This window comes from Candidatus Termitispirillum reticulitermitis (assembly GCF_054655775.1).
This window is the reverse complement of record NZ_BAAIHG010000189.1, coordinates 1-807: the sequence shown is the minus strand read 5'-3', so window position 1 is coordinate 807 and position 807 is coordinate 1. Positions and strand designations below refer to the sequence as shown.

The following is an 807-nucleotide window of genomic DNA, read 5'->3' as shown; positions in this document are numbered from 1 at the left end:
GCTAGTTTCTTTGCCGTTGGTGGCAAGGGGAAAGGCTTTATTGAAGGTGGTCTCTCTAACTTGATTGGTGCAGGCTGGGGCTGGGTAATTATATTTCTGTTCACTCAGCTTACCCCGCGCCTCACGCAGACGCTCACATTTATTACGCCAAAGCTAAGCGAAGCACTATCACTCGGCATATCGGTAGGCGTGATTGCAGCTGTTATCTGCGTATTAGCTATGATACCAGTTCTGCACTTCATACCAGGCTTTTTCATCGGTGCTGCGGCATTCTTTGCCACAGGCTTTAAGTTAGAGCCTACGTTGGTGTCGCTGGCAATAGGCACTGTTTGTGGACTGTTGTCTGAAAAAGGCTTACACGCTATTCAAAAGAAATAATCAACCGAAATAGAACCTTCTCCCTTACGGGGGAGGGTTTTATTATTACATCGCTACCCTTTAGTCCTCTACTACGTGTTCAAACAATACCGATACAAGAGACGTAAATATCACATCAAAAACTATTATAAGCCGTAGCCATATAATATATTCGTTCACTGCATCGCCGGAGACTAACCCATTTGTAGTCTCAATGGCGGCTATTATTACTGGTATCAACATAGGGAATAGCAATAGTGGTAATAAAATCTCTCTGCTGGTGCTGCCAGCTGCAATTAGCGAAAAGAGCGTTCCCAGTAGTGAAAAAGCATAAGTAGCACCCAGTATGACACATAGCATAAATGGACTGGACACAAGGTTTATATCGTAGAACACGGCAAATAGGGGTAGCAACAGTAAATGCAGTAATAGCAAAAAGGCAAATATTGA

The 807-nt window shown here is 43.6% G+C and carries 2 protein-coding genes; one reads left to right on the top strand and one right to left on the bottom strand.

The genetic code is table 11. The features are described from left to right. The coding region (locus tag AC1MDJ_RS08195) for a DUF1097 domain-containing protein (RefSeq protein ID WP_479690422.1) at positions 1-378 on the top strand (378 nt) is incomplete at its 5' end. Between the two features lie 60 nt (positions 379-438). Here AC1MDJ_RS08195 and AC1MDJ_RS08190 read toward each other — a convergent pair. Further along, the coding region (locus AC1MDJ_RS08190; protein WP_479690421.1) for a heme exporter protein CcmB at positions 439-807 on the bottom strand (369 nt) is incomplete at its 5' end.